Source organism: Pseudomonas sp. L13, from assembly GCF_009935965.1.
GTDB classification, from domain to species: Bacteria; Pseudomonadota; Gammaproteobacteria; order Pseudomonadales; family Pseudomonadaceae; genus Aquipseudomonas; species Aquipseudomonas lactis.
In genome coordinates this window covers 17565-36901 of the sequence record NZ_QODJ01000020.1, presented here as the reverse complement: position 1 = coordinate 36901, position 19337 = coordinate 17565, and the positions used below count along the sequence as shown (strand labels likewise).

The window sequence follows — 19337 nt, the reverse complement described above, 5'->3', positions numbered from 1 at the left end:
ACGACTAGCGAAATTGCGCGAGGAACCGCAAGTCGTTGTCGAAGAACAGACGCAAGTCGTTCACGCCGTAACGCAGCATGGCCAGACGCTCAACGCCCATGCCGAAGGCAAAGCCCGAGAACTCTTCCGGGTCGATCCCGGACATGCGCAGCACGTTGGGGTGAACCATGCCGCAGCCCATCACTTCCAGCCAGCCGGTCTGCTTGCACACACGGCAGCCTTTACCGCTGCACATCACGCATTCCATGTCGACTTCAGCCGATGGCTCGGTGAACGGGAAGAACGAGGGACGGAAACGCACCGCCAACTCTTTTTCGAAGAACACCCGCAGGAACTCTTCGATGGTGCCTTTGAGGTCGGCGAAATTGATATCGCGATCAACCAGCAGGCCTTCAACCTGGTGGAACATCGGCGAATGGGTGATATCCGAGTCACTACGGTACACACGGCCTGGGCAGACAATGCGGATCGGCGGCTTGTTCGCTTCCATGGTGCGGACCTGTACCGGCGAGGTATGGGTGCGCAGCAGCATGTTGGCGTTGAAATAAAAGGTGTCGTGCATCGACCGGGCCGGGTGATGGCCTGGGATGTTGAGCGCCTCGAAGTTGTGGTAGTCGTCTTCGACCTCAGGGCCTTCGGCAATGCCGTAGCCGATGTGGGTAAAGAACTGTTCGATACGTTCCAGAGTCCGGGTGATCGGATGCAGACCGCCCGAGGCCTGGCCACGACCAGGCAAGGTCACGTCAATGGACTCGGCGGCGAGCTTGGCCGCAAGATCGGCCTCCTCGAGCGACGCCTTGCGCGCATTGAGAACCTCTGTGACACGCTCCTTGGCGACGTTGATCAGCGCACCGACTTGCGGACGCTCTTCAGCGGGCAGATTTCCCAGGGTCTTCATCACCTGAGTCAATTCACCTTTCTTGCCAAGGTAGTGAACCCGGATTTGCTCCAGGGCATTTACATCTTCAGCGCTTTGCACAGCCTCAAGGGCTTGGGCGACGAGCGCGTCCAGGTTTTCCATGTACAGACTCCAGATACAAAATAGGGGAAGAGCTTGAAGGCTCTTCCCCTATTTATGACGTTTACCACCTCGGGCCACAGGAGTAGCCCAGGGTGACTGTCGGGGGTACTTAAGCCAAGGAGGCTTTAGCTTTCTCGACAATCGCAGCAAACACCGCTTTTTCGTTCACGGCCAGTTCAGCCAGAACCTTACGGTCGATTTCGATGGACGCTTTTTTCAGGCCAGCGATGAAACGGCTGTAGGACAGACCGTTAACACGTGCACCAGCGTTGATACGAGCGATCCACAGAGCGCGGAACTGACGTTTTTTCTGACGACGGTCGCGGTAGGCGTATTGGCCTGCCTTGATTACCGCTTGCTTGGCAACACGGAATACGCGTGAACGCGCGCCGTAGTAGCCTTTAGCAAGTTTCAGAATTTTTTTGTGACGCTTACGGGCCATGACGCCACGCTTTACACGAGCCATGAGTTACTTCCTCTATTCTTGAACCAAAATTAACGAAGGCGCAGCATGCGCTCGACTTTTGCCACGTCAGACGGATGCAGCAAGCTGCTACCGCGCAGTTGACGCTTACGCTTGGTCGACATTTTGGTCAGGATGTGGCTCTTGAAAGCGTGCTTGTGCTTGATGCCGTTAGCAGTTTTCAGAAACCGCTTAGCAGCACCACTTTTAGTTTTCATCTTTGGCATGTTCGGTACTCCGCATTCAGTTGATAAACATAATCAGAAGGCCTGCCGTGCCCTGTTGATTACTTCTTCTTTTTCGGGGCGATGACCATAATAAGCTGGCGTCCTTCCATCTTAGGATGCTGTTCGACCGAACCGTACTCGAGCAGGTCAGCTTCAACCCGCTTGAGGAGTTCCATCCCCAGCTCCTGGTGGGCCATCTCACGGCCGCGGAATCGCAAGGATACCTTGGCCCTGTCCCCATCACTCAGGAAACGTACCAGGTTGCGCAGTTTTACCTGGTAATCCCCTTCCTCCGTCCCTGGACGAAACTTGATTTCTTTTACTTGAATCTGCTTCTGGTTCTTCTTCGCTGCGGCAACCTGCTTCTTCTTTTCGAAGATCGACTTGCCGTAGTCCATCACCCGACAAACAGGTGGGATTGCATCGGCGGAGATTTCCACCAGGTCCAGCTTGGACTCTTCTGCAATACGAAGCGCTTCATCAATCGAGACGATGCCAATCTGCTCGCCATCAGCGCCAATTAACCGAACCTCGCGTGCCGAGATATTCTCGTTGATCGGGGCTTTCGGTGCAGCTCGTTTATCTTGTCTCATTTCACGCTTAATAATAATTACTCCGAATCTGGGCGACCACGCCGGGAAACCGCTTGCGCGAGGAACTCAGCGAACTGGGCGACGGGCATCGAGCCCAGGTCAGCACCTTCACGAGTACGCACAGCGACAGTCTGCATCTCGACTTCCCGATCTCCAATAACCAAGAGATAGGGAACCTTGAGCAAGGTATGCTCGCGGATTTTAAAGCCGATCTTTTCATTTCTCAAGTCGGACTTGGCACGAAACCCGCTTTCGTTGAGAGTTTTTTCAACTTCAGCGGCAAAATCTGCCTGTTTATCAGTGATATTCATGATCACTGCCTGGGTCGGAGCCAGCCACGCAGGGAACGCGCCCTCGTAGTGCTCGATCAGGATACCGACGAACCGTTCGAACGAGCCGAGGATCGCCCGGTGCAGCATAACCGGGTGTTTACGGCTGTTGTCTTCGGAGACATATTCGGCTCCCAGACGGATCGGCAGGTTAAAATCGAGCTGCAGGGTACCACACTGCCAGACACGGCCAAGGCAATCTTTGAGCGAGAACTCGATCTTCGGACCGTAGAAGGCGCCCTCACCCGGCTGCAGATCGTATGCAAGGCCCGCACTGTCGAGCGCTGCGGCCAGTGCCGCTTCGGCGCGATCCCACAGCTCGTCGGAACCGACGCGTTTTTCCGGACGAGTGGACAGCTTCATCTCGACTTCGGTAAAGCCGAAATCGCGATAAACGTCCATCGTCAGTTTGATAAACGCTGCGGACTCGGCCTGCATCTGCTCTTCGGTGCAGAAGATGTGGGCGTCGTCCTGGGTGAAGCCACGCACACGCATGATGCCGTGCAGCGCACCCGATGGCTCGTTACGGTGGCAGGCACCGAATTCGGCCAGGCGCATCGGCAACTCGCGATAGCTCTTCAGGCCCTGATTGAATACCTGCACGTGGCATGGGCAGTTCATCGGCTTGATGGCGTAGTCGCGGTTTTCCGACTGAGTGGTAAACATGTTGTCGGCATAGTTGGCCCAGTGCCCGGATTTCTCCCACAGGCTGCGATCAACCACCTGTGGAGTCTTGATCTCCAGGTAGCCGTTTTCGCGCTGCACCTTGCGCATGTACTGCTCAAGCACTTGGTACAGGGTCCAGCCATTCGGGTGCCAGAACACCATGCCCGGTGCTTCTTCCTGAAGGTGGAACAGGTTCAGGCGCTTGCCGATCTTGCGATGGTCGCGCTTTTCGGCTTCTTCGATGCGCTGGATATAGGCGGCCAGCTGCTTCTTATCAGCCCAGGCCGTGCCGTAGATCCGTTGCAGTTGTTCGTTCTTCGCATCACCGCGCCAGTAGGCACCGGACAGCTTGGTCAGCTTGAACGACTTGAGAAAGCGCGTGTTCGGCACGTGCGGGCCACGGCACATGTCGACGTATTCTTCGTGGTAGTACAGGCCCATCGCCTGCTCGTCCGGCATGTCTTCCACCAGGCGCAGCTTGTAGTCCTCGCCACGTGCGGTAAACACGTCGATCACTTCGGCACGCGGGGTGACTTTTTTGATGACGTCGTAATCTTTTTCGATCAGCGCGTGCATGCGCTGTTCGATGGCCGCCAGGTCGTCCGGAGTAAAAGGACGCTCATAGGCGATATCGTAATAGAAGCCTTCTTCGATGACGGGGCCGATCACCATCTTGGCGGTTGGATACAGTTGCTTGACCGCATGGCCAATCAAGTGCGCACAAGAGTGGCGAATGATCTCCAGCCCCTCTTGATCCTTGGGCGTGATGATTTGCAGGCTGGCGTCGCTGGTGATCAGGTCGCTGGCGTCAACCAGCTTGCCGTCGACCTTGCCGGCCACGGTGGCCTTGGCCAGGCCAGCACCAATGGATGCGGCGACCTCGGCTACGGAAACCGGATGATCGAATGAACGTTGACTGCCGTCGGGAAGAGTAATAGTTGGCATGGCGCCTCCTCTCCTAGTGGTGACCCCTACCAAAGGTCACGTGGGTTGGGATGAGCCAGTACAAGATCCAACACCAGGCCGTTCAATGATGAACGCCTGCCTTACAGCGGCAGGAGCCTTTCGGCCAACCGATAATCGAACCAGAGTGACTGGAGTGAACAAAAAGAACCTGGCAAGGCGGCAAATGGCGCACCGGGAAATAGCCAGGCGAGGATGCTAGCACAGATGAACGGTCATCGCGTCGGCCAAGCGTTGGGTAAAGAGCAATTCACGGCTTTTATAGCTGCGAAAGTGAACTTGAGCTGTACGTAAGGCCTCAAAGCCACTGAGAATCGCCGTTCGTCCTCGACCCAAAGGAGCATCCCATGATGCGTTTTACCTCTACCCTCGCTGTCGCCGCTACCCTGAGCCTCCTTTCCCTCGGCGCGCAGGCTGCAGCCCCTTCCAACTGGCCAGCCGGCGCCCGTGACGCCTTCGTCAACGACTGCAGTGCCGCCGCCAGCCAGAACGTGGACGTCAAAACTGCCAAGACCCATTGCGAATGTGGCGCTGACAAGATCAATGCCGAATTGAGCACTGCCGAGATCAAGGAATTGATGACCAACCAGAACGCCAGCCCGGAGCTTAAAAACAAAGCGGTCGCGGCTATTTCGTCCTGCAAAGTGGTGAAGAAAAAGTAAGATTGGCTGACGATTCGACGGCCATTTCGCTGGAAAAACAGCCTGAAAACTGCCATTTCACACAAATTATTCAGGTTTTACGGCTTTTTTTAACAGCTGATATTTCGTCGCAAAGCCCCGTAAATCGGGGCTTTCAGCCCAATAATGAATCAAACGCAAAGCGATTGATTAGCAAACAGTGCCTTGGGGGGGCTCCCAAGCCGAACATTTCGACTATGATAGCCCTGTGTGCCCAGTTGGCCTGAGCAGCACAGCACTACTGAAAATATATGTTTCTTGGAGATACACCATGTCTAATCGCCAAACCGGCACCGTTAAATGGTTCAACGATGAAAAAGGCTTCGGCTTCATCACTCCTCAAGGTGGCGGTGACGACCTGTTCGTACACTTCAAAGCTATCGAAAGCGACGGTTTCAAAAGCCTGAAAGAAGGCCAAACCGTTTCCTTCGTGGCTGAGAAAGGCCAAAAGGGTATGCAAGCTGCACAGGTTCGCGGCGAGTAACTCTCCGCTGAGCTAAAAAAACCCCGTCCATGTGGCGGGGTTTTTTATGGGTGATGCAAAAGCCGTGTCAGCCGCAGTTAACCCGGTTGATCACCAGGTTGTTGTCGGTGTTCAGGTTCAAGCGGTCGGAGCGATACTCCAGCGTGACCATGTCATTGGGCTTGAGGATGCGTGCATTCTGCGCTCCAGCACGCGTGCGGGCTTGCTCCAGCAACTGGGGCGAGGCTTTCTGGCCGATGGCGAACTCTGCAGCCTTCGACTCACAGCGGCTATGACCTGCATCGGTCGAAGTGGCAGCTTTGCCTGGCTCAGAGGCACCCGGGGTACTGCAACCCGCCAACGCGAGCGCAGCCAACAAAGTACCGAATGATGCGAGCTTCAAAGGCATGAAGCCTCCTATGATAAAAAGTGGACAGAGATCGTGCGACAGCAGTCAAGGCGATTGGTTTCAAGACGTTAACCGCCTGCAAGCAAGTCTGCCTGAGTCAAGGCCTGCTATCGCTCGGTGAATCGTGACTAGATATGAACGTATTCAGTAGATGTCGATGTAGTCCGACGCAGGTGTAGGCCAATTGTCCTTCAGCGCGTTGAAAATCTGCATGACCCAGACTTCATCGCTGGCCGCCACGATGCCGACATAGCCTGAACCTTTGGCCCAGGTCTCCAGGCGAAACACCAGGCCATCGATATCAACCCCCCCGACTACGCCGGAAGAAAGGTAGGCAACGCCAGCCTTGGTCACTCGCAGCTGGGTATGTTCGTCGTCACTGGCGCTGCCAAGCAGTTGGCGCACGGCGTCCAGCGTCAGGTTGTCGGGCTTGCTCAAATCGATTTGCACGCGGTGTTTCCCGGTCATTTAACAGGCCGACAGTGTCGCACAGCCGCTGCGTCATGCCTAAGTAGCAGTGCCAAACGCCGTACAAAATGCTTAACTGCGCCCCTCTGGAACGGCGTTCCAGTGCATTACCCCGCATTTTCAGCCCGTGAGATTTCCATGACCACCGTAACGCTTCAAGCCGACATCAAAGCCAAGTGGCCCCAAGGGCAAAGTTCCTACAGCCCCGGCAGTCCCGAAGAACTGGCGATCATTGGTATCGACCTGTTGGTCAAGGAACTGGGAACCCAGGCGGCACAAGCGTTCATTGGCCAGGTATTCGAGAAATACCCGGCCGACTACATAGGCGCACAAGAGTAAGAACCGGCCGGCGAACGCCGACCGGTAAAACGTATTACTTCAAACGCGCCAGGCGCTCGGTCAGCAGATCGAAGAAGCCTTGGGCGTCACCATTCTCAACCCAGAACACATTCTTGGGCTGCTTGAGGCCGTCGTACCAATCGACGATGGTCTGGCCGAAGGTCGGGCCTTCGCGGCTGTCGACCACCATATTGGCCTCACGACCGCTGAACAGCGAAGGCTTGAGCAGGTACGCCACCACGGTAGCGTCATGGACCGGGCCACCCGGAATGCCGTAGTGCTCCATATCGCCTTTGACGTACTCATTCAGAATACTGCTGACGACCTTGCTCGCGTTGTTGTTCAGGTCGGCAATCTTCTTCAGACGGGCGTCGCTGGTGAGGACTTTATGGGTCACGTCCAACGGCAGGTAAGTCAGTTTCACCCCGCTTTTGAGCACGATTTCCGCCGCCACCGGATCGGCGAACAGGTTGAACTCGGCCACTGGGGTGATATTGCCGCCGTTGAAGTGCGCGCCGCCCATCACGACCACTTCCTTGATGCCCTGGGTGATTTCGGGCGCCTGGGTCAGGGCCAGTGCCAGGTTGGTCTGCGGGCCGAGCATGGCGATGGTGATGCTATGCGGCTTGGCGCTGCTCAGGGTCTTGATCAGGTAGTCGACGGCATTGCCTTCGGCCAGGCCTTTTTTCGGTTCATGCACCGTGACGCCAGAGATACCTTCCTTGCCATGGATATTCTCGGCGTAGATCGGTTTGCGCAGCAGCGGTGCTGGCGCACCGGCGTACACCGGAATGTCTTCGCGCCCTGCCCACTCGCGCGCCAGGCGCGCGTTACGCGAAGTCTTGTCCAGGCGCACATTGCCGGCGACGGTGGTCAGCGCACGAATGCTCAGTTCCTGCGGCGAAGCCATGGCGAACAGCAAGGCCACCACATCGTCGGCACCCGGGTCGGTGTCGATGATCAGGTCGATTTTTTCCGCCGCTTGGGCGCTTGCAGCAGTGAGCGCGGACAAAAGCAGAACACTCCGGAACAGGTTTTTCAGGGTAGGTAGACCACGTTGCATAAAGCACTCCTTGTCATAGGGGGGACGCTAGAACGTTACGCCGGACACCAGCGCTATATTGCAGTACGGCTGGCACTCGCCAGTGCGCACCACGGCGCGGGCATTGCGGCTCAATTGCTTGAATTGGTCATGGCTGAGCAGGCGGCGCTCACCCAGTGCAGCCTGCTCTGTGAGCGCATTTAGCGCGTCCAGCGCGGCCGGCTGTTTCAGCAGGATCTCTTCTGCCAGCACATGGCTTTCCACCTGCATTTCGCTAAGCACGATGCGCAAGGTGCTGATGAAGTCCGGGATGCCCTGGGTCAGTGCCAGGTCGATCAATTCGACGCCGGGAGGTACCGGCAGGCCGGCATCGCCGATGACCAGGATGTCACCGTGGCCCAGGGACGCGATCACACGCGACAGGGCGATATTCAGCAAAGGTGTCTTTTTCATGCGGGCACAAAACCTTTTACGTCGTGCAGCGTAGGAATGGAGGGCTGAGCGCCGGCGCGGGTCACTGACAACGCCGCCGCCACCTGGCCAAAACGGATCGCCTCGGCTTCGCTCTCGCCCGCTGCCAATGCGGCGGCGAAGCCACCGACAAAGGTATCGCCAGCAGCCGTGGTATCCACCGCCTTGACCTTCGGCGCCACCAGGTGCTCAAAGCTCTTGCCGTCGGCAAACAGCGCGCCTTGGGCGCCAAGAGTGATGATGACCTTACCGGCGCCCGCCTTGATCAGCGCGGTCGCGGCGACCTTGGCGCTGCCGAGGGAGTCGACCGTCACACCGCTCAGGGCACTGGCCTCACTTTCATTGGGGATCAGATAATCGATCGAGGCATACCAATCTGGGGGCAACGGCCCGCTTGCCGGGGCCGGATTGAGGATGACGGTCTTGCCCAGCTCGCGACCCCGCTTGAGCGCATACCCTACGGTTTCCATCGGCACCTCCAGCTGGCAAATAATCACGTCTGCCGCCTGCAGCACAGCGTCGCACATTTGCAGCGACGCGGGCGTCAGCTCACCGTTGCTGCCGGCCACAATGACAATGGCGTTCTGGCTGCTGTCATCGACCACGATCAACGCCACACCGCTGGAGCCGTCCACCGTGCTGACTGCCTGGCAATCGATGCCTTCCACCAGCAGCGCATCGCGCAATTGGCTGCCGTAGGCGTCGGTACCGATGCACCCCACCATTGCGACACTCGCCCCCAGACGTGCCGAGGCGACGGCCTGGTTGGCACCCTTGCCACCGGGCACAGTGGAGAACGTCTGGCCGATCAGGGTTTCACCGGCACGCGGCAAGCGACTGGCGCGGGTGACCAGGTCCATGTTCAAGCTGCCTATTACCACTACTTTTGCTGGCATACATCAGTACTCATCAATTCGGTTCAGCGGTATTGGGCGAACACATCAGCCAATGGCGCGGTCGACTCACGCAAAACAATACTGGGCGTCACGATACGTTGATCGATCGGCAGTTGGGGTGTTGCTATTCGTTGCAGTAATAATTCGGCTGCCGTCTCGCCCAATTGCAGGATCGACTGGCCGACCGTTGTCAGCGCCGGGTAGACGTAGCGCCCCATCTGGATGTCATCGAAACCGATGACCGACAGCTCGCCCGGCACCCGCACATTGCGCTCGGCGGCGGCGCGCAGCACGCCAAAACCAATCATATCGTTGCTGGCGAAAATCGCGCTGGGCGGGTGTTGCGATAATAACTGTACGGCTGCGGCATAGCCGCCTGTGCTGGTGAAATCGCTTTCCAGGGTGCGGCTGGCCAACACCTCGATGCCCGCCTCGCGCAATGCACGCTGGTACCCCGCCAGGCGCATCTGCGCCACGCGGGTATGCCCTGGGCCGCCGATACAGGCGATGTCCCGGTGCCCCAATTCCAACAAGTGCCGGGTCGCCAGGTAAGCGCCCTCTTCGTGATCGATGCGCACCAGGTCCACATCAATTCCATCCAGCGCCCGGTCGACAATCACCATGGGCGTACGCACTGCACTCAAGCCTGCGGCAAGACCACTGTCATCGCCGCCCACGGAGGTCACGATCAAGCCGTCGACGCGCTTTTCCAGCAACACGCGCAAATAATTGCGCTGTTTCTCTGCGTCGTCATCCGAGTTGCAGAGGATCACGCAATAGCCATTACGCTCACAGTAATCCTCGATACCCCGGGCCAGCTCGGCAAAATACGGGTTGAGGCTGTTGGGCACCAGCAGGCCGATGGTCGCCGTGGTCTTAGCCTTGAGCGAGCGTGCAACGGCACTGGGCACGTAGTCCAACTGCTTGATCGCCGCCTCGACCTTGATGCGTACCGGCTCGCTGACCGGGCGCGTCTTGTTCACCACATGGGACACGGTGGTGTAGGAAATACCTGCAAGCGCTGCCACATCCTTGATCGTTGCCATGGTTCAGCCCCGCCGACTGGCGCGCTGGCTGCGGTAAGTGTCGAGGACCACAGCGATCACGATCACAGCACCGGTAATGATGCGCTTAGTCGGTTCCGTCGCACCGATCTGCGCCAGCCCGGCCGCCAAGACCGAAATGATCAACACGCCGAAAAACGTACTAATGACCGAGCCACGCCCGCCCATCAGGCTGGTGCCACCAATCACCACGGCGGCGATCACTTGCAGCTCCAGGCCCGAACCGGCATTCGGATCCGCCGCTTCCAGACGCGAAATCTGAAACAGCGCCGCCACACCAGCCAACAGGCCCATCAGGCTGAACACCAGGATCTTGTAAGGCTTGGGATTGATGCCCGCCAGGCGCACCGCTTCTTCGTTGGTGCCGATGCCGATCAGGTAACGACCGAAGACCGTACGGGTCAGTACCAACTGGGCCGCGATGATCACCAGCAGCGCGATGATAAACGACGGGGAAATACCGAAGGCAATCGGGTTGGACAGCCAGGCAAACGAGTCACCGATATAAGCGGTGCGCGAGCCCGTCATCTGGTAGGCCACGCCGCGGGCCATCTCCAGCACGCCGAGGGACACGATAAATGACGGAATGCGCCAGGCCACCGTGATGGAACCGGTGATAGTGCCGGCCAACGCCGCGCAACCCATGCCCAACAGGGCGGCCGGCAACACGCTCCAGCCCCAGCCCAGGATCGCCACGCTGACCGCCGAGGCCGCCAATGCCAATACCGAGCCCACGGACAGGTCGATGCCGCCAATGATCAGGATGAAGGTCATGCCCACCGCCAGCACCATCAGGTCCGGGATCTGGTTGGCCAGGGTGCTGAAGGTGTCATAGGACAGGAAGTGATCGCTGAGTACCGAGAACAGCGCAATCATCGCCAGCAAGGCACCCGCCAGCCCCAGGTAGGTACCCAGGCCATAGAAGTTGCCGCCAGTTTTACCGGGGGAAATGCTTGTTTTCATGGGGTATTCCTAGGCGCCGCTTCGTTGAGCAGCGCATCACGTTTCTGATAACCGGCAAAGGCGGCGGCGAGCAATTCGTCCTGGGTCCAGCTGTCACGCTCGAAGGTCTCGATCAGGCGCCCGGCAGACAACACGCCGATGCGGTCACAGATCAGCATCAGCTCACGCAGGTCACTGGACACCACCACCAGCGCTTTGCCCTGGCGGGTCAGTTCACCGAGCAAGGCATAGATGTCGAACTTGGCACCGACGTCGATGCCGCGGGTGGGCTCATCGAACAGCATCACCGCGCAATCGCGCTCTAGCCAGCGACCAATCACTACCTTCTGCTGATTGCCGCCCGACAGCTCGGACACCAACTGCGTCGGGCTGGAACTGCGGATACGCATGGCGTCGATCTGGCGCTTGGCCAGAGCAGTTTCGTTGCGGCTGTTGACGACGCCCCCGCCGGAAATTTCCGGCATGTTGCCCAGGGCGATGTTGGCGCTGATGGACTGAGTCAGCAGCAGGCCCTCGCCCTTGCGGTCTTCGGTGATCAGGGCAATACCATGACCGACTGCGTCAACCGGCGAGCGAATGCTCACCACCTTGGCCGGCGAACCCAAGGCCACGGTGCCGCTGTCGGCCGGGTCGGCGCCGAAGATCAGGCGCAGCAATTCGGTGCGGCCGGCGCCGATCAGGCCGGAAATGCCATAGATCTCACCGGCGCGCACTTCAAAGGACACATCGCGAACCTTGTCCGAACGGGTCAGGCCCGTCACCGTCAAGGCTGGGCCACCGATGGTGCGCGGGCCCAGGTCAATGTGTTCGCCCAGTTCGCGACCGACCATCAAAGTCACCAGCTGCTCACTGTTGTAGTTGGCCATCGGTTCGACGCAGACCAGTTTGCCGTCGCGCAATACCGCAATGCGCTGGGCGACACGGGCCAACTCTTCGAGCCGGTGCGAAATATAAATAATCGCCACGCCTCGAGCCTGCAGGCGCGTGATTTGTTCGAACAGCATCTCGACTTCACGAGCAGTAAGCATCGCCGTGGGCTCGTCGAGGATCAGTACATGGCAGTCGCCGATCAGGTTACGGGCGATCTCGACCATTTGCTGGTGACCAATGCCCAAGCTGCCCACCAGCGTGTCCGGGTCGATCGCGTCCAGGCCAACTTGGGCCATGGCTTCGATCGCGGCCTTGCGCAGCTGTTTGCGGCTGATCCAGCCACAGCGGCTTGGCAGGTTATCCAGGAACAGGTTTTCAGCCACGGTCAGCGTCGGCAGCAGGTTGAGTTCCTGCATGACCATGCGCACGCCCGAGGCTTCGGCCTGGGTGCGGCTGGCAGGGCAGTAATCCTGACCATTGAATTGCATGTGCCCTGTGGTGGGCGTGACCAGGCCGCCGATGATCTTCGACAAGGTACTTTTGCCTGCGCCGTTTTCACCGGTCAGCGCCAGCACTTCCCCGCGATTGAGCGTCAGGGTAATGTCGGAGAGAACCGGCTGGGCATAGGTCTTACCGATACCGCTGACCGAGAGGACAGCGTTCGGGGCGGAAGATGACATAGGAAAATCTCCAGGCGCCCGCCCAGGACGAGCGGGCGCTGTTGGGTACTGCCAGGATTACTGCTTGATGACGAGTTCGACCGGGGTTTCGATCACGCCATCTTTGGCATCGACTTTCTCACCCTTGACCAGCTTCAGCGCGTTCTGGATACCGAACACGGCTTGCTGGGCGGCCGCCTGGTCAGCGGTGGCCAACACGCGACCATCCTTGAGCATCGGCTTGATCGCTTCAATGTTGTCGTAACCCACAACTAGCACCTTGCCAGCCTTGCCTGCCGCACGCACGGCGGAAACAGCGCCCAGGGCCATGTTGTCGTTACCGGCCAACAGCGCCTTGATATCCGGCGTTTCGCTCAGCATCGCTGCGGCGATCTTGTTGCCTTGGTCGATTTCCCAGTTACCGGATTGGGTGGAAACAATCTTCATGCCTGCCGCGTCCATCGCATCCTTGAAGCCTGCGGTGCGCTGCTGGGCATTGGTGGTAGTGGGTACGCCCTCGATGATGCCAACCTTGTCACCGGCGGCCAGTTGCTTGGCCAGGTAGTCGCCCACCAGCTTGGAGCCTTTGCGGTTATCCGGGCCTACAAACGGGATATCGAGGTTTTTGCTTTTGAGTACTTCCGGGTCCAGACGGTTGTCGATGTTGACGACTTTGATACCGGCATCGGAAGCTTTCTTCAGCACACTGGCGAGTGCCTTGGAGTCGGCGGGGGCGATGACAAGCGCATCGACCTTGGCGTTGATCATTTCGTTGACGATGGCGATCTGCGCGCTGGTATCGGTTTCGTTCTTGATGCCGTTGGAGATCAACTTGAATTCTGTTGGGTGCGCTTTCTGGTAGTCCTTCGCACCGTCGGTCATGGTGACGAAAAACTCATTGGCAAGGGACTTCATCACCAAACCCACGGTAGGCGTTTTGGCAGCGTCATTGGCAAATGCAGAAGAGAGAGGCAAAGCGGCGGATGCGGCAGCAAGCACAGCAACAGCAAGAAGACGTCCAGCAAATGGCAGCTTCATGGGTTCACTCCGATCTTATGATTATTGTGAGCAACGCTTGCACCGAAGACCCCTTCGGCAGCCCTCCCACCCGGGCGGCTGATACGAGCTGTGACGATGTGCCAAGGGCGCAGTGAAACATCTCGCAAACGTTTGCGTTGAGCAAACTATGAGAACCTTGTCGAGATTTGTCAACGGTAGCAGCGAGCCTTTCATGGGCGCCCTCCAAGCTTATCCTTCAGCCACTGACAGCTGATACGTTTAAGCAAACTCCCCCTCTCTGACCGTTCTCTGAAACGACAGGCTGTGTGGCGAATGATCACACAGGGTGCCCGGACAAATCGTGAACGCTTTCGGACAACCGAACACCACAGCCCTTCTCGTTCGGAAAGCCGGACAGCGCCCAGCCCCATCAAACCGAAACCTCACTTTAAGTTGTTTTAAATCAATAAGTTAATTTAAAAAAATCAACATGCTCAGCCTGGTACAAATCCTGCTCTTTCTCAGCACCTAGCGGCGTTCAGAACCGCCCGGGTGTTCTAGATGAACCTGCTACAGCACTCATCAAAAACCAGAGAGAAAAATAATGAAATCTGCATTGAAGAACGTTATTCCGGGCGCCATGGCCCTTCTGCTGCTGTTCCCCGTTGCTGCCCAGGCAAAGGAAGTTGAAAGCAAGACCAAACTGTCCAATGTGGTCATCCTCGCCACCGGCGGTACCATCGCTGGCGCCGGCGCCAGTGCGGCCAACAGTGCCACCTACCAAGCGGCCAAAGTCGGCATCGAACAACTGATCGCCGGCGTTCCTGAGCTTAGCCAGATCGCCAATGTTCGCGGCGAACAAGTGATGCAAATTGCGTCGGAAAGCATCAACAACGAAAACCTGCTGCAACTGGGTCGCCGTGTCGCCGAACTGGCCGACAACAAGGACGTGGATGGCATCGTGATCACCCACGGCACCGATACCCTTGAAGAAACCGCCTACTTCCTGAACCTGGTAGAAAAAACCGACAAGCCTATCGTGGTGGTCGGCTCCATGCGCCCAGGCACCGCGATGTCGGCAGACGGCATGCTCAACCTGTACAACGCGGTTGCGGTCGCGGGTAGCAAGGAAGCCCGCGGCAAAGGCGTGCTGGTGACCATGAACGACGAGATCCAATCGGGCCGCGACGTCAGCAAGATGATCAACATCAAGACCGAAGCCTTCAAGAGCCCGTGGGGCCCAATGGGCATGGTCGTCGAGGGCAAATCCTACTGGTTCCGCCTGCCGGCCAAGCGTCACACCATGGATTCTGAGTTTGACATCAAGACCATCAAAAGCCTGCCTGACGTTGAAATTGCCTACGGCTACGGCAACGTGAGCGACACCGCCTACAAAGCACTGGCCCAAGCGGGTGCCAAAGCGATCATTCACGCCGGTACCGGCAATGGCTCGGTATCGTCCAAGGTCGTTCCAGCGCTGGTGGAACTGCGTAAACAAGGCGTGCAGATCATTCGCTCTTCCCACGTCAACGCCGGTGGCATGGTTCTGCGTAACGCCGAACAGCCAGACGACAAATACGACTGGGTCGCCGCCCTTGACCTGAACCCGCAGAAAGCCCGCATCCTGGCGATGGTCGCCCTGACCAAGACCCAGGAAAGCAAGGAACTGCAACGGATCTTCTGGGAGTACTGATCCCTGCTGATCCACCCGTAGGAGCGAGCTTGCTCGCGAAAAACTTGATAGCGCCGCGGTAAATCAGGCTTTACGCGTTATCGTTAACGTTCTTCGCGAGCAAGCTCGCTCCTACAATGCCTGCCCTCCCCCTCAACAAACTTCCTGATTCGCTGTCAGACGAACTTCTTGAAATTTAAGCAGTTGCGAAATTGCCTACAGTTAAATACTGTATGTGCGTACAGCCAATTAAGGAACACTCTGTGGCAAAGCCCTCTTCCGCAGCACCTACCTTGCCTGACGCCTACCAGCGCCTGGCTATCCGCGTGCAAAAAATCATCAACTCGACCAACGCCCAAAAAGCCAAGGCCGCGTTGATCTTCCGTTTACCCGATGAACCGGAAAACGATTGGCAACGTTTACTGGAAGAGATTGCGGAAAACGACAACGTCACCCTCGCCTATCGAGATGACGGTGGCGTGCAGATTTTCTGGGTTGTGCCGAAGGAAGATTGATTCAATGAGTGCCCGTTTTATTGCTGTGTGCTGTCTGTTTTTAACCGTCACCGCCAACGCCCAAGCCCCTCGAACCTTCAGCGAAGCCAAGAAAATCGCCTGGAAGCTTTACGCGCCGCAATCCACCGAATTCTATTGCGGCTGCAAATACACCGGCAACCGGGTGAACCTGAAAGCCTGCGGTTACATACCGCGTAAAAACGCCAACCGCGCCGCGCGCATTGAGTGGGAACACATCGTGCCGGCCTGGCAAATCGGGCATCTGCGCCAATGCTGGCAAAACGGCGGACGAAAAAACTGCACGCGCCATGATGAGGTGTTCAAGCGCGCCGAGGCAGACCTGCATAACCTGGTGCCGAGCATCGGCGAAGTGAATGGCGACCGTAACAACTTCAGCTTTGGCTGGCTGCCGGTGCAAAGCGGGCAGTACGGCTCATGCCTGACACAGGTGGACTTCAAGGCGAAGAAGGTCATGCCGCGCCCGTCCATTCGCGGAATGATCGCGCGCACGTATTTTTATATGAGCAAGCAATACGGCCTGCGCCTGTCGAAGCAGGACCGACAATTGTATGAAGCCTGGAACAAGACCTACCCGGTGCAAACCTGGGAACGCCAGCGCAACCAGACCGTGGCTTGCGTGATGGGGCGTGGTAATGAGTTCGTCGGCCCGGTCAACCTCAAGGCCTGCGGCTGAACGTGGGCGGGGGTGCCCGCCCACCTGGCCTGCTACTGCGCAGCCTTGTGCTCGATAATCTCCGACACGGTGTCGTTTTTCTTGGCCCGCGCCATTTTTTCGTTTAGCAGCGCCTGCTTGGCCTCGGCCTCGGCTTTGGTCGCGAACGGCCCCAACAGCACCTCATCCTTGCCGTCGACTTTCACGATATAGAAATTGAAACCATGCTCCAGCAACCAGGCGGTCAGGTCGGTGATCGCCTGCAGCTTGTGGTCCGGCGGGCCGACCCGGATATCCCATTCCTGAGCGGCAATCGCACCGGCTTGCGGCAGGCTTTCGGTCACGGCAGGCTTGGCCTTGGGGGTATCGACCGACTTACCTTCACCGCATCCGGCCAACGCCAACACCACAATTGCCATCGCTACTTTACGCACTGCCCTGCTCCTTTGAGGATCAAAGAGGCAACTTTACCATTCACTGTCTATTCTGGCCGTCATAAACGTTGGCTTAAACAATGCGAATCATGTATCGCGACCTGTATGATACCGCCATGGGAATTAATGCCGCCTCTACGCGTCCTAAAAGAGGCAGTCACAGGGAAGCGCTTCGCAGTAAGCTACACACATCCGACACCTGCCCTGTCTGAAACATGTGTCCTTAAAAGTAATTCAAGGAGAAGTCCATGCTTATACTCACCCGCAAAGTCGGTGAAAGCATAAACATCGGTGATGACATTACGATCACCATCCTGGGCGTTAGCGGCCAGCAAGTACGAATCGGCATCAACGCCCCTAAGGATGTTGCCGTGCATCGCGAAGAGATTTACCAACGTATCCAGGCCGGCCTGACTGCACCCGACAAAAACCAGACGCCTTGAAACGCCTCCAGTAGCCAGCCTTTTCGTTCACTGTAACGGCTGGCGAAAACCCCATTGGTCTGTTCGCGTATCCCCGCGTGACCAGCGCGCCTTGAGCCTTCCCTTCGCTGCAAGATGAAACTGTCAGGGCATCCGGAACTTGTCGCGCTATTGGCAGCCCAATTTCTGACACTTTATCCTGCCATCCGAGTGCATTTCAGGAACACGTCGATGAGGCCAGCCGCGTCGCAACCCCTTGTTTCAAGATCCTGGATGATTGCCCTGCTGATAGGGCTGGTCTTCGTGGCACTCGGGTGTGGGTTGAGAATGGAAGTTGAAGGGGCCGATCCCGACACCCATTCCTGGGTGGATCTGGCGCTTCTGCTCTGCGGCTACCTGCTTGTGTTCTGCCTCAAGCCGATCCAGAAGGTGATCTTGCGCAAGCTGTGCCAGCGTGCCGCTCATCGCGCCCATGAGAAAACCGCACGCTGAGCGCCTTTCACAGCTATCGGATCGCCGGTATTTACACCGCCGCAACTCCCCCTATCATTGGGCTTGCGCAGTCAGTCAAAGGTGCAAATGCCGATGGACACCCTCAACAAATCCCAAATCGAGAGAGCCCTGGCAGATCGTCTGCCCAGCTACAAGGTTGAGTGCACACTGCATGCCGACGGCACCCTGTCAGCCATACTCAGCGGCCCAGAGACCGATCACTTCGCGATTACCGGCATCGTGCGTGCGCACTATCACGGTACAGAGGCCATCAACCAGCTCGCCACCGAGATACTCAGGGAAATGGTGATGTCGCGCCAAGGCATGAAAAATAGCCGGTTGCAGGCCCTATCAGACCCCATCGACTGCATGGAAGGCCGAAACCGGTAACGGGCTCAAGGACAGCAAGCCATCAGCCCCACGCTGGGCTTTCAACGCACCGTATTCCTCGATGCAAGCATGGGCAGTCACCATCGGCGCCAAGTGTGTCGAGGTCACCACCATGATATCCGCTCCCGCCGCTTCCCCTGCCTGAATACCCACTGTGGCGTCCTCGAACACCAGGCAGTCTTGCACCGGCACACCCAGGCGCTGGGCTCCCAGCACATAACAGGCCGGATCAGGCTTGCCCGTCTTCACATCTTCGGCTGTCACCAGTACCGCCGGCAACGGAATGCCCGCCGCTTGCAGCCGGCGCACGGCCAACGCTTTTGGCGCAGAAGTGACCAACGCCCATTGATCGACGGGCAGACTTGCCAAAAACGCCACCGCACCGGGAATCGCCACGATGCCTTCGACATCATGCAGCTCAGCCTCGGTGATCCATTGGGCTTCTACTTGTGGATCGACACCCGGCAACGCCTGGCGGGTGATCGTATCGATTGCGCGGGCGCCATGAATGGTGTGCAGAAACGCTTCCACATCCAAGCCATGCCGTGCAGCCCAGATGCCCCAGACGCGCTCCGCAGCGGCAATGGAGTTGAGCAGGGTCCCGTCCATATCGAACAGGAAGGCGCGGTAACGCCGGGTAAAGACATTTGGAGTTGGGCTGGACACTGCGCGGCTTCCTCATGGGCTGGGCCCTTGCAATCTACGGATCACCTCGACGCTTGTAAACGCCAAGACCTGGCCCCTCAGTTCCGAGGCAAAAATGACGAACTTGTCATGATCCTGTTGGTTGGCTGTTGGGGTCGCCTGGTTACCGTGAGCTCACTGCCAACCCGGTAGCCAACCCGAAACGTGAGACACCACCATGAAACTGATTGCCCTGGGCTTCACCGCTTTGCTCGTCACTGGCTCGATATTCGCAGCCGACACCGCCCCTGCCGCCAACGTGATCCACGACAAAACCGGCTTCTTCGTCCACCTGGATGTCGCCAAGGTACTGTCGAGCACCGACACCTACGGCCAATGCGGGGTTGTGCCGGCGCAACTGCGCTACCTGGACCACCAAGACCGCGTACACGTGCTGGATTACCAAGTCCAGGACACCGGTTGCACCAATGACAATTGATCGGGCTACACTGGCGCAACTTATTGAAGCA

General features: G+C 57.9%; 26 protein-coding genes. 10 read left to right on the top strand and 16 right to left on the bottom strand.

What is annotated here, in order from left to right; translation table 11 throughout:
• Positions 1-4 precede the first annotated feature (4 nt).
• The 5 genes from pheS to thrS all read right to left on the bottom strand — a co-directional run bounded on the left by pheS (position 5) and on the right by thrS (position 4244).
• Complete coding sequence (gene pheS, locus DK871_RS12405; RefSeq protein ID WP_003192486.1) at positions 5-1021, bottom strand: phenylalanine--tRNA ligase subunit alpha; 1017 nt, start codon at positions 1019-1021, stop codon at positions 5-7.
• 109 nt (positions 1022-1130) lie between these two features.
• Complete coding sequence (gene rplT / locus DK871_RS12400; RefSeq protein WP_003192488.1) at positions 1131-1487, bottom strand: 50S ribosomal protein L20; 357 nt, start codon at positions 1485-1487, stop codon at positions 1131-1133.
• Between the two features lie 29 nt (positions 1488-1516).
• Positions 1517-1711, bottom strand: coding sequence for a 50S ribosomal protein L35 (rpmI, locus tag DK871_RS12395; RefSeq protein WP_002553160.1), 195 nt, complete (start codon positions 1709-1711; stop codon positions 1517-1519).
• Between the two features lie 59 nt (positions 1712-1770).
• Entirely contained in the window at positions 1771-2322 is a 552-nt protein-coding gene (infC, locus tag DK871_RS12390; protein WP_015884933.1) for a translation initiation factor IF-3, read from the bottom strand.
• Complete coding sequence (thrS, locus tag DK871_RS12385) at positions 2322-4244, bottom strand: threonine--tRNA ligase (RefSeq protein WP_003192490.1); 1923 nt, start codon at positions 4242-4244, stop codon at positions 2322-2324. Before thrS ends, infC begins: the two co-directional genes overlap by 1 nt.
• A gap of 365 nt (positions 4245-4609) precedes the next feature.
• On the opposite strand from thrS, the gene DK871_RS12380 reads away from it, so the two are divergent.
• Both DK871_RS12380 and DK871_RS12375 read left to right on the top strand, forming a co-directional pair.
• A complete protein-coding gene (locus tag DK871_RS12380; RefSeq protein ID WP_161905231.1) occupies positions 4610-4924 on the top strand; it encodes a hypothetical protein in 315 nt (104 codons plus the stop codon).
• Positions 4925-5213: 289 nt separating this feature from the next.
• Positions 5214-5426 (top strand): cold-shock protein, encoded by a 213-nt coding sequence (locus tag DK871_RS12375; protein WP_003234260.1) that lies wholly within the window; start codon positions 5214-5216, stop codon positions 5424-5426.
• A gap of 67 nt (positions 5427-5493) precedes the next feature.
• Here DK871_RS12375 and DK871_RS12370 read toward each other — a convergent pair whose 3' ends face one another.
• Positions 5494-5814 carry an I78 family peptidase inhibitor gene (locus DK871_RS12370; protein ID WP_161905230.1) on the bottom strand — a complete coding sequence of 107 codons (321 nt, stop codon included), beginning with the start codon at positions 5812-5814 and terminating at the stop codon, positions 5494-5496.
• A gap of 144 nt (positions 5815-5958) precedes the next feature.
• A complete protein-coding gene (locus DK871_RS12365) occupies positions 5959-6264 on the bottom strand; it encodes a hypothetical protein (protein WP_161905229.1) in 306 nt (101 codons plus the stop codon).
• A 156-nt stretch (positions 6265-6420) separates the two neighbouring features.
• On the opposite strand from DK871_RS12365, the gene DK871_RS12360 reads away from it, so the two are divergent.
• Positions 6421-6621: a hypothetical protein gene (locus DK871_RS12360; RefSeq protein ID WP_161905228.1), complete on the top strand. Its 201-nt coding sequence runs from the start codon at positions 6421-6423 to the stop codon at positions 6619-6621.
• 34 nt (positions 6622-6655) lie between these two features.
• Here DK871_RS12360 and DK871_RS12355 read toward each other — a convergent pair whose 3' ends face one another.
• Genes DK871_RS12355 through DK871_RS12325 form a run of 7 tightly spaced genes read right to left on the bottom strand, consistent with a single transcriptional unit; the run spans position 6656 to position 13624 of the window.
• Complete coding sequence (locus DK871_RS12355) at positions 6656-7684, bottom strand: nucleoside hydrolase (protein WP_032896207.1); 1029 nt, start codon at positions 7682-7684, stop codon at positions 6656-6658.
• A gap of 27 nt (positions 7685-7711) precedes the next feature.
• Positions 7712-8116: a D-ribose pyranase gene (rbsD, locus tag DK871_RS12350; RefSeq protein WP_161905227.1), complete on the bottom strand. Its 405-nt coding sequence runs from the start codon at positions 8114-8116 to the stop codon at positions 7712-7714.
• Positions 8113-9030 carry a ribokinase gene (gene rbsK, locus DK871_RS12345; protein ID WP_161905226.1) on the bottom strand — a complete coding sequence of 306 codons (918 nt, stop codon included), beginning with the start codon at positions 9028-9030 and terminating at the stop codon, positions 8113-8115. The genes rbsD and rbsK overlap by 4 nt, the downstream gene beginning before the upstream one ends.
• Positions 9031-9053: 23 nt before the next feature.
• Positions 9054-10076 (bottom strand): LacI family DNA-binding transcriptional regulator, encoded by a 1023-nt coding sequence (locus DK871_RS12340; protein WP_161905225.1) that lies wholly within the window; start codon positions 10074-10076, stop codon positions 9054-9056.
• Positions 10077-10079: 3 nt separating this feature from the next.
• Positions 10080-11057 carry an ABC transporter permease gene (locus DK871_RS12335; RefSeq protein WP_003192502.1) on the bottom strand — a complete coding sequence of 326 codons (978 nt, stop codon included), beginning with the start codon at positions 11055-11057 and terminating at the stop codon, positions 10080-10082.
• Positions 11054-12607 (bottom strand): sugar ABC transporter ATP-binding protein, encoded by a 1554-nt coding sequence (locus DK871_RS12330; RefSeq protein WP_161905224.1) that lies wholly within the window; start codon positions 12605-12607, stop codon positions 11054-11056. The genes DK871_RS12335 and DK871_RS12330 overlap by 4 nt, the downstream gene beginning before the upstream one ends.
• Before the next feature lie 57 nt (positions 12608-12664).
• Positions 12665-13624 carry a sugar ABC transporter substrate-binding protein gene (locus DK871_RS12325; RefSeq protein ID WP_161905223.1) on the bottom strand — a complete coding sequence of 320 codons (960 nt, stop codon included), beginning with the start codon at positions 13622-13624 and terminating at the stop codon, positions 12665-12667.
• A 565-nt stretch (positions 13625-14189) separates the two neighbouring features.
• Between DK871_RS12325 and DK871_RS12320 the strand changes: the two genes are divergently transcribed.
• The 3 genes from DK871_RS12320 (at position 14190) to DK871_RS12310 (ending at position 16466) form a co-directional block, all read left to right on the top strand.
• Positions 14190-15278 carry an asparaginase gene (locus DK871_RS12320; protein ID WP_161905222.1) on the top strand — a complete coding sequence of 363 codons (1089 nt, stop codon included), beginning with the start codon at positions 14190-14192 and terminating at the stop codon, positions 15276-15278.
• A gap of 242 nt (positions 15279-15520) precedes the next feature.
• Entirely contained in the window at positions 15521-15772 is a 252-nt protein-coding gene (locus DK871_RS12315) for a DUF1654 domain-containing protein (protein WP_161905221.1), read from the top strand.
• 4 nt (positions 15773-15776) lie between these two features.
• A complete protein-coding gene (locus DK871_RS12310) occupies positions 15777-16466 on the top strand; it encodes an endonuclease (RefSeq protein WP_014719133.1) in 690 nt (229 codons plus the stop codon).
• 32 nt (positions 16467-16498) lie between these two features.
• Here DK871_RS12310 and DK871_RS12305 read toward each other — a convergent pair whose 3' ends face one another.
• Positions 16499-16864 carry an SPOR domain-containing protein gene (locus tag DK871_RS12305; protein ID WP_044275175.1) on the bottom strand — a complete coding sequence of 122 codons (366 nt, stop codon included), beginning with the start codon at positions 16862-16864 and terminating at the stop codon, positions 16499-16501.
• Between the two features lie 263 nt (positions 16865-17127).
• Here DK871_RS12305 and csrA point away from each other — a divergent pair, with 263 nt between their 5' ends.
• From csrA to DK871_RS12290, 3 genes are all read left to right on the top strand, one after another.
• A complete protein-coding gene (gene csrA / locus DK871_RS12300) occupies positions 17128-17322 on the top strand; it encodes a carbon storage regulator CsrA (protein WP_003192511.1) in 195 nt (64 codons plus the stop codon).
• A 210-nt stretch (positions 17323-17532) separates the two neighbouring features.
• On the top strand, positions 17533-17793 hold the full coding sequence (locus DK871_RS12295) for a hypothetical protein (RefSeq protein ID WP_161905220.1): 261 nt from the start codon (positions 17533-17535) through the stop codon (positions 17791-17793).
• 93 nt (positions 17794-17886) lie between these two features.
• Positions 17887-18183: a hypothetical protein gene (locus DK871_RS12290; protein WP_161905219.1), complete on the top strand. Its 297-nt coding sequence runs from the start codon at positions 17887-17889 to the stop codon at positions 18181-18183.
• Here the strand turns inward: DK871_RS12290 and DK871_RS12285 are convergent.
• Positions 18145-18849 carry an HAD family hydrolase gene (locus DK871_RS12285; RefSeq protein WP_161905218.1) on the bottom strand — a complete coding sequence of 235 codons (705 nt, stop codon included), beginning with the start codon at positions 18847-18849 and terminating at the stop codon, positions 18145-18147. The genes DK871_RS12290 and DK871_RS12285 overlap by 39 nt on opposite strands.
• 196 nt (positions 18850-19045) lie before the next feature.
• On the opposite strand from DK871_RS12285, the gene DK871_RS12280 reads away from it, so the two are divergent.
• Positions 19046-19306, top strand: coding sequence for a DUF2790 domain-containing protein (locus DK871_RS12280; RefSeq protein ID WP_161905217.1), 261 nt, complete (start codon positions 19046-19048; stop codon positions 19304-19306).
• The last annotated feature ends 31 nt before the right edge of the window (positions 19307-19337 follow it).